Origin of the sequence: Oerskovia sp. NPDC056781, from assembly GCF_042789955.1 — a bacterium.
Lineage (GTDB): Bacteria > Actinomycetota > Actinomycetes > Actinomycetales > Cellulomonadaceae > Oerskovia > Oerskovia rustica.
Genome location: NZ_JBHUAD010000196.1, coordinates 1 through 7,749 on the forward strand (window position 1 = coordinate 1; position 7,749 = coordinate 7,749).

At 72.2% G+C, this 7,749-nt stretch carries 6 protein-coding genes; 1 reads left to right on the forward strand and 5 read right to left on the reverse strand.

The genetic code is table 11. From position 1 onward, the window contains the following. Window positions 1–171: 171 nt before the first annotated feature. From ACFRCR_RS14750 to ACFRCR_RS14770, 5 genes are all read right to left on the reverse strand, one after another. Window positions 172–1,386 (reverse strand): glycoside hydrolase family 26 protein, encoded by a 1,215-nt coding sequence (locus ACFRCR_RS14750; RefSeq protein WP_377678552.1) that lies wholly within the window; start codon window positions 1,384–1,386, stop codon window positions 172–174. Beyond that, window positions 1,386–1,754 carry an STAS domain-containing protein gene (locus ACFRCR_RS14755; RefSeq protein ID WP_377678553.1) on the reverse strand — a complete coding sequence of 123 codons (369 nt, stop codon included), beginning with the start codon at window positions 1,752–1,754 and terminating at the stop codon, window positions 1,386–1,388. Before ACFRCR_RS14755 ends, ACFRCR_RS14750 begins: the two co-directional genes overlap by 1 nt. Next, the gene (locus ACFRCR_RS14760; protein ID WP_377678555.1) at window positions 1,718–3,784 is read right to left on the reverse strand and encodes a glycosyltransferase family 2 protein; all 2,067 of its coding nucleotides are present in this window, start codon (window positions 3,782–3,784) and stop codon (window positions 1,718–1,720) included. Before ACFRCR_RS14760 ends, ACFRCR_RS14755 begins: the two co-directional genes overlap by 37 nt. Before the next feature lie 437 nt (window positions 3,785–4,221). Further along, window positions 4,222–4,989 carry an ATP-binding cassette domain-containing protein gene (locus tag ACFRCR_RS14765; RefSeq protein WP_138825348.1) on the reverse strand — a complete coding sequence of 256 codons (768 nt, stop codon included), beginning with the start codon at window positions 4,987–4,989 and terminating at the stop codon, window positions 4,222–4,224. A gap of 85 nt (window positions 4,990–5,074) precedes the next feature. Beyond that, window positions 5,075–6,328: an ROK family transcriptional regulator gene (locus ACFRCR_RS14770; RefSeq protein WP_138825346.1), complete on the reverse strand. Its 1,254-nt coding sequence runs from the start codon at window positions 6,326–6,328 to the stop codon at window positions 5,075–5,077. A 273-nt stretch (window positions 6,329–6,601) separates the two neighbouring features. Here ACFRCR_RS14770 and chvE point away from each other — a divergent pair, with 273 nt between their 5' ends. Continuing rightward, window positions 6,602–7,729: a multiple monosaccharide ABC transporter substrate-binding protein gene (chvE, locus tag ACFRCR_RS14775; RefSeq protein ID WP_225227924.1), complete on the forward strand. Its 1,128-nt coding sequence runs from the start codon at window positions 6,602–6,604 to the stop codon at window positions 7,727–7,729. Window positions 7,730–7,749 lie beyond the last annotated feature (20 nt).

The window sequence follows — 7,749 nt, forward strand, 5'->3', positions numbered from 1 at the left end:
GCCCAGGTCAGGGGCCCGGGCGGGGGCCCCATGCGGGGCGCCCCGGGCCCGGACGCAGGCGGCCCGACGGCGGCGGCCGCCAACGTGGCGAGGCCCACCACGACGATCACGGCGGCGGCCAGGACGCCCGGGCGAGGTGCGCGCCGGGCCCTGCGCAGGGTCGATCGCATGTCACTCCTCACAGGTCGAGACGTCCTCGGCGTAGCGCAGCCACGACGGGAGGTCGGCGGCGAACGCGTCGCGGACGTCGGCGGCACCTGCAGCCCGCCAGTCGACCTCGTCGTCGATCTCGATCTCGTACTTGGCCCACTCGAACCAGTTGACCATCTTGAGCTGCGGGAACCGCTCGTGGGTCTCGGACGAGAACACCTGCCGCCACCAGGCCCGCTTGATGTCGAGCTCGGCAGCCCCGCCGCGCGACGGCGTGTAGATTGCGGCGGTCTCGGGGACGGCCACGGGATGGTCGTGCTCGACGCCGTACACGGTGTAGAAGTCCGGCACCGCGGCGTCGTCCCCGGCCGTGCCCACGTACGTGCCCGTGAGCATCGCGAGGAACTTGCCGTCCTCGGGGACCTCGTTGTTGCCCCACGGGCGCTGGTTGCCCCAGTGGTACAGCGAGACCCCGACCCAGTCCACGGCGTCGTCCCCGGGGAAGTACGGCAGGTAGCTGTCGTCGGTCATGGTGAGCGTGCCGTCGCCGTCGGTGTCGAGGGCCGCGTAGTCGGCAGACCCCGGCAGGGCCGCGAACTGGCCGCCCGTGAACGGGTACCCGCCGCCGTAGTTGGGCGCCCACATCATGGCCGTGCCCGGCGCCTCGGCATGGACCGCTGCCGCGACCCGGCGGAACGTCTCGACGTACGCCGTCGGCTGCTGGCCCCACGCGTACCAGGACCCGTTCATCTCGTGCGCGAACCGCAGCACGACCGCGACCCCCTGCTCGTTGACGTCCCGCAGGTCGTCGGCGAGCGTCGCGACCACCTCGTCGGACATGGCCGCGAGGCCCGCGTGCGGTTCGAGCGTCAGGAGCAGCACGCCCCCGTTGGCCTTCATCTGGGTGACCGCGCTGACCGTGTGCTCCCACGTCTCGCGGTCGTAGGGGACGTCGGAGAACTGGACCGCGACCGCCGGCGCGTGGTCGAGGTAGGTCCGGTGCTCCTCGAGGGTCTCCGACGCCCAGTCGAGGTTGACGCCGAGCAGCGTGCCGTCGTCGGGCACGATGCTCGCCGCGTCCGCCGTGCACGCCGCCGCCACGGGCGCCTCCGGGGCGGCGGGCGGACCGGCCACGGCGAACCCCGCGCCCACCGCGCCGACCCCCAGCATCATGACCACGAGCGGCGTCACGAGGCCGGGCCGGCGGCGACGGCCGCCCGGGAGGTAGAACGCCATCAGGAGGCCTGGGACGCGAGGAGACCCCGCGCCTCGTCGTGGCCGCCGTAGATGCGGGTCACCGCGTCGAGCCGCAGCGCCGTGAACGCGTGCTGCAGCGCGGCCGAGGCGCCGAAGATCCGCAGGTCCCCGCCGCGAGACCGGGCCACGCGCAGCAGGTCGAGCAGCCCCGCGACGCCCGACGGCGACACGCCGTCGACCCCCGAGACGTCGAGCAGGACGAGGACCGGCCCGTCGGCCACGGCCGACGAGACGGGCTCGCGGAGGGACAGGACGGCGGCGGCGTCGAGCCGCCCGCCGGACGGGAGGTCGATGCTCGTGACGGGGTGGGTCAGGGTGAGGTCGGGTGCGCTGACGAAGGCGGCCATGGCGAGCTCCTGGGGACGTGGCGGACGGTGAGGTCGAGCGGGACTTCCGTCGGGTCGAACGCGGTCGGGGAGGTGTCGTCGTTGCTGTCGAGCGCGTCGCCCACGGCCTGGGCCGCGAGGAGCGCGACGGACGGGGGGACAGGGTCCACGACGGTGTCGCCGGGCCCGGTGTACCGCGCAGCACGCAGCGCGGCGGACAGGAGGGCCAGGTCGACCGCGACCCAGCCCAGGGTCAGGAACGTGGCCGGCGCCGAGGCCTCGCCCGCGAGCATGCGGGCCACCCCGACCGCCGAGGCCACGAGCAGGACCACGGTCACGACGACCTGCGGCAGCACGTGCCGGTAGCCCGTGCCCGTCGCCTGCTTGGTCTTGGACGTGACCGAGAACGCGACGTGCCGGCCGAGGAACACCGCGGAGGCCCCCGAGAGCGTGGCCGCGATCCACGTGGGGAACAGCGCGAACGACATCTGCTGCCCGCGCCACAGCCCGCGGCTGCCCTTGCCGGAGACCTGGAAGAGGAGCTGGCAGGCCACGAAGAACGGCAGGAAGTGCAGGAAGAACAGCGCCGGGTCCGCGTGCAGCGGGAAGACGCCGAGCGTCAGGAAGAGCACGGGGGCGGCGAGGTAGACCAGGGCCGCGAACCCGCTCAGGTAGCTCGTCATGGTGCCCAGGTACATGAGCCGCTGGGCGAGCGAGAGCCCGCGGACCAGGAGCGGGTTGTCCCGGAAGAAGACCTGCATCGACCCCGTGGCCCAGCGCAGGCGCTGCGACAGCGCGGTGCCGACGTCCTCGGGCGCGAGCCCGTGCACCAGCACCTCGTGGTGGTAGACGCTCGTCCACCCCATCGCGTGCAGGTGCATCGCCGTGGCCATGTCCTCGGTGATCGTGGTCGTGTCGAGCGGGTTGATCGTCAGGGCCTGGTCCGTGCGGGCCACGTCGACCCGCTCGAGGACCCCGTCGAGCTCGGCGAGCAGCTCGCCCGCCACGTCCTCGGGCAGAGGCGGGGCCTCCTGGGACACCAGGGCCCCTGGGGACGCCTCGGTCGGCGCGGACCCGGACGCCTGGACCAGTGCCGAGGTGAAGGCCGACCGCAGCTCCGAGGTGATCTCGGCGAGCACGTCGCCGCGCCGGAACTGCCCCTCGGCCCGGCGCACCGCGGCCAGGGCCTGCTCGGCGACGGGCATCGCCGCGGGCTCGCGCACCGCGAGCTGGCTCAGGAGGTCCTGGAGCCGGGACCGGCCGGCCCGGAGCGCGGCACGCATCGCACCGCGCGCATCCCGCGAGAACCGGGTCAGCCCCAGCGCCATGAGTGCCTCGCGCCGCAGCACCGCGTTCGACCCGCAGAAGAAGGCCGCGCCCCAACCGTCCTTGCCCTGCTGGATCGGGCCGTAGAACAGCTCGGCCTGCGTGCCCAGCGGGTCGCTCGGCGGAACGTTCCAGAAGTGCTGCGGCGTCTGGACGAACGCGACCTCCTCGTCGTCGAAGTACCCCAGGACCCGATCGAGGAACCGAGGCTCGGGCACCTGGTCCGCGTCGAGGATCGCGACGAGGTCCCCGCTCGTGCGGAACAGCGCGTTGTTGACGTTGCCCGCCTTCGCGAACCGGGGCCGCCCTTCCCACTCGGGACCGCGCGTGATGTACCCGACGCCCACGCGGGACGCCGCGACCTCGAGCTCGGGCCGGTTGCCGTCGTCGAGGATCCACGTCGCGTGCGGGTACGTCATGTCGCGTGCCGCGATCGCGGTCCGCAGGACCAGGTCCACGGGCTCGTTGTACGTCGTGACGAACACGTCGACGCTCAGGCCCTCGGGGGCCGGGGGAGCCGGGGGCCGGCGCCTCGCGTTCCACATGGTCAGCGAGTACAGGACGGTCTCGCCCAGGCTGTACGTCTCTGCCAGGACCAGGGGGACCGCGATCCACCAGGCGTCCCACGCCACGGTCCCGGTCCAGCGCCACCCGATGTACACGAGGCCGAAAGCCACCGCGACCACGGCCAGGAGCCGTACCACGGCCAGTCTGCTGCTACCCATGCGTTCTCCTCCGCCGGACGACGAGAGACGGCAAGTCGGGACCGGGACGACGAGCGGCGAGAAGGTCGGCGCGCGGCGGCTCGAGAGCGGCGGCGGCGATGACGTCGGGACGGGCAGCGACACCCCTGCGTGCCGGTCACGACGACGGGCGATCCGGTCGAGCGGACCCCCGGTGGTTGTCGTGCCTCGAATGTAGAGCGGGTGAAGTTCGCAGGGGAAGCGGTGCGCGCAGCGGTCTGCGCGGTTCGTCCGGTCTGTGCCCACATCTCCACAGGCTGGCAACCCGGCGGTAACGCTGGGGCACGCAGGCTCCCGTCCTGTTCACCGCGCCGACACGTCGGGGCGCTCGCGGACGCGCCACCTTCGCTCGCAGGCCCGGCCCCGGGGCCGGGGCGTGCCGGCGCGCCGCCGGCGCGGCAGGCAGGTCGGGCGCTGCGTCAGGCCAGGCGGGCCGCCCGGCGCGGAGCGGCGACGGCGCCCGTGATCGCCGCGATGATCTCCTCGTAGCTCGTGCCGGGTCCGGAGAACGAGCCGTTGTTGCGGCCGTGGCGCAGGACCTCGATCCGGTCCGCGACTGCGCGCACGTCGGTCATGTTGTGGCTGATGAGGATGACCGCGTGCCCCAGGTCGCGCAGGCGCTCGATGTGCGTGAGGACCTCGGCGGTCTGCGACACGGACAGCGAGGCCGTGGGCTCGTCGAGGACGACGATGCGCGGGTCGCCGAGGAGCGTGCGTGCGATCGCGACGCTCTGGCGCTGCCCGCCCGACAGGTCGGAGACGAGCGTGCGGACCGAGGGGATGCGGGACGTGAGGTCGCGCAGGATCCGGCGCGCGTTGTCCTCCATCGCGGCCTCGTCGAGCCGAGGACCGTGGCGCAGCTCGCGCCCGAGGTAGAGGTTGGACACGACGTCGAGGTTGTCGCACAGCGCGAGGTCCTGGAAGACCGTCGCGATCCCGAGCGCGTGCGCGGCCGCCGGGTTCGGGATGGTGACCGGGACGCCGTCGGACTCGATGATGCCCGCGTCCGGGACGAGGACGCCCGCGATGACCTTGGCGAGCGTCGACTTGCCCGCGGCGTTGTCGCCGACGAGTGCGACGACCTCGCCGCGGTGCACCTCGAGGTCGATGCCCTCGAGCGCGCGGACCGCGCCGAAGGACTTGTCGATGCCGTGCAACGACAGTGCGGGGAGGGCGGAGCTGCTCACGTTCTGTCACCTGTTCGTGCTCGGGCGCCCTGGGGCGCCGTCGTGCCCGCCACGTCGTCGTGGCGAGACGGTCGTGCGGTCGCGGTCATGGTCGGTCTCCCGGAGACGGCGGGCCGGAGTCTCCTGCGGCGACGAGGCCCACGGGGCCGGGTGCCCCCGGGGCGAGGCGGACGTCGCTCGTGACGTCGGTCGACTGGAGGGCGAGCGCGAGCGCACCCATGACCTCGGCGCGGGCACCGAGCTCGCCCAGCACGACCTCGACCGGGGCGATCGTGTTGGGCACGAGGTGGCGGCGGACCGCGTCGCGCAGGGGCCCGGCGAGGATCTCACCGGTCTCGGCGAGCTCGCCCCCGACGACGATGACCTGCGGGTTCATGGCGCTCGCGAGCGTCGCGACCGCGATGCCGATGCGGTCGCCCGCGTCGGCCACGACGCGGCGGCACCCCGGGTCGCCCTCGAGCGCCCGGGAGATGACGTCGCGCAGGGTCAGGTCCCCGTGGCTCGTGCGCAGCAGGTCGAGCAGCGCGCCCGACCCCACGACGGTCTCGAGGCAGCCGCGGTTGCCGCAGCGGCAGATGGGGCCGGCGGGGTCCACCTGGACGTGGCCGATCTCGCCGGCCGTCCCCGCGTACCCGCGGTGGACGTGCCCGCCGACGACGACGCCCGCCCCCGTCCCGTACGAGACCCGGACGAACACCGAGTCGCGGTAGGCGCGGGCCGCCCCGAGCTCGGCCTCGGCGAGCGCGGCGAGGTTCGCGTCGTTGTCGACGACGACGGGGCGCGCCAGGCGTTTGGACATGACCTGCCCGACGTGCAGGTCGTCCCAGCCGCGCATGATGCCGCGCACCGAGATCATCCCGGTCGAGATGTCGACCGGGGCGGGCAGGGCCATGCCGACGGTCAGGAGCTCGTCGGTCGAGGCGCCGATGCGTTCCAGGAGGTCCATGACGAGCAGTGCCGCACGGTCCAGCCCGGTGTCGACGCGGTGGTCCACGGGCAGAGGCATCTGCTGCTCGGCGACGATCGTGCGGCCGAAGTCGCCGAGCGCGACCTTGAGGTGGCGGTGTCCGAACTGGATGCCCGCGACGAGGCCGAGCTGGCGCGCGAGCGTGACCTTGAGCGCGCGGCGTCCCGAGCGCGAGGTGGGTCGGGTGTCGACGACCCCTGCCTGGGTCAGCTCCTTGACGATGGTCGAGACGGTCGCCGTGGACAGCCCCGTGGCCTCGGCGAGCTCGACCTGGGTGAGGCCGCCGTAGCGCTTCACCGCATCCACGATGCGCGTTCGGTTCGCTTCTCGGAGTGAGGTCTGCGAGCCGGGTGTGGACCGGTCGTTGTTCACAGGCAGCAGCGTACACGCTGGTGAGGGCTGGAGAACCGAGGCGACACGGGGGTTTCCTGGTGGCTCGAGGGTGGTACCGCTTCCACTCTGAGTTTGAGTCTCGAACACAATTAGGTCACGAACTGGTTACTGCGCTTGACGCTCTAACTCAAGCCTGGCTAGTTTCACTGCAGTGCCGACCGAGGCAACGCGGATCCCCCTCCGCGGCTCGGAGGCGACGCGGGCCTCACAGCCGAGGCTCGCCCCCTGGTTCGACGACGAAAGGGAATGACGATGACGTCAATGCGCAAGGCGGTCGCGGCTGCCGCTGGGATGACGCTCCTGTTCGGTGCCCTCACGGCATGCAGCTCCGAGCGTGCGGGCAGCGAGTCCGGTGGCGGCGAGACCGGCGGAGGCGACACGCCCCTGATCGGCATCGCGATGCCGACCCGCAGCCTCGAGCGCTGGAACAACGACGGCGCCCACCTCGAGGAGCTCCTCGGCGACGCCGGCTACGAGACCACGCTCCAGTACGCGGACAACAAGGTCGACCAGCAGATCACCCAGCTCCAGAACATGATCAACCAGGGTGCCGACGTGCTGGTCATCGCCTCGATCGACGGCACGGCGCTCGGCCCGGTCCTCGACGCAGCCGCCAAGGAGGAGATCCCGGTCATCGCGTACGACCGTCTCATCAACGACTCGGAGCACGTCGACTACTACGCGACGTTCGACAACGAGAAGGTCGGCACGCTCCAGGGCGAGTTCATCGCCGAGCAGCTCGGCCTCGCAGGCGGCGCCGGACCGTTCAACCTCGAGCCCTTCGCCGGGTCGCCCGACGACAACAACGCCCGCTTCTTCTTCAAGGGCGCCTGGGACGTCCTGACCCCCTACGTCGAGTCGGGCCAGCTCGTCGTGCCCTCGGGCAAGGCGCCCGCCACGGTCGACGACTGGACCACGATCGGCATCCAGGGCTGGGAGTCCGCCAAGGCCCAGTCCGAGATGGAGAACCGCCTCAACTCGTTCTACACGGACAAGAAGGTGAACGTCGTCCTCTCGCCCAACGACTCGCTCGCGCTCGGCATCGAGCAGGCGCTCGAGGGCAGCGGCTACGCCGCCGGTGAGGGCTGGCCGCTCGTCACGGGCCAGGACGCCGACGAGGCCAACGTGAAGAACATGCTCGCGGGCAAGCAGGCCATGACGGTCTGGAAGGACACCCGCACGCTCGGCGACCAGGTCGCCAAGATGGTCCAGCAGATCGTCGACGGCGAGGAGGTCGAGGTCAACGACACCGAGACCTACGACAACGGCGTGAAGGTCGTGCCCTCGTTCCTCCTCGACCCGCAGGTCGTGACCGCCGACACCGTCCAGACGACGCTCGTCGACTCCGGCTTCTACACGGCCGACAAGCTCGGCCTCTGACCGGACGCACCGTGCCCGGC

Excerpts from the sequence above, each read along its gene's own strand:
- ACFRCR_RS14750 (WP_377678552.1), bottom strand. The coding sequence starts at position 1,386 with ATGGCGTTCTACCTCCCGGGCGGCCGTCGCCGCCGGCCCGGCCTCGTG.
- ACFRCR_RS14755 (WP_377678553.1), bottom strand. The coding sequence starts at position 1,754 with ATGGCCGCCTTCGTCAGCGCACCCGACCTCACCCTGACCCACCCCGTC.
- ACFRCR_RS14760 (WP_377678555.1), bottom strand. The coding sequence starts at position 3,784 with ATGGGTAGCAGCAGACTGGCCGTGGTACGGCTCCTGGCCGTGGTCGCG.
- chvE (WP_225227924.1), top strand. The coding sequence starts at position 6,602 with ATGACGTCAATGCGCAAGGCGGTCGCGGCTGCCGCTGGGATGACGCTC.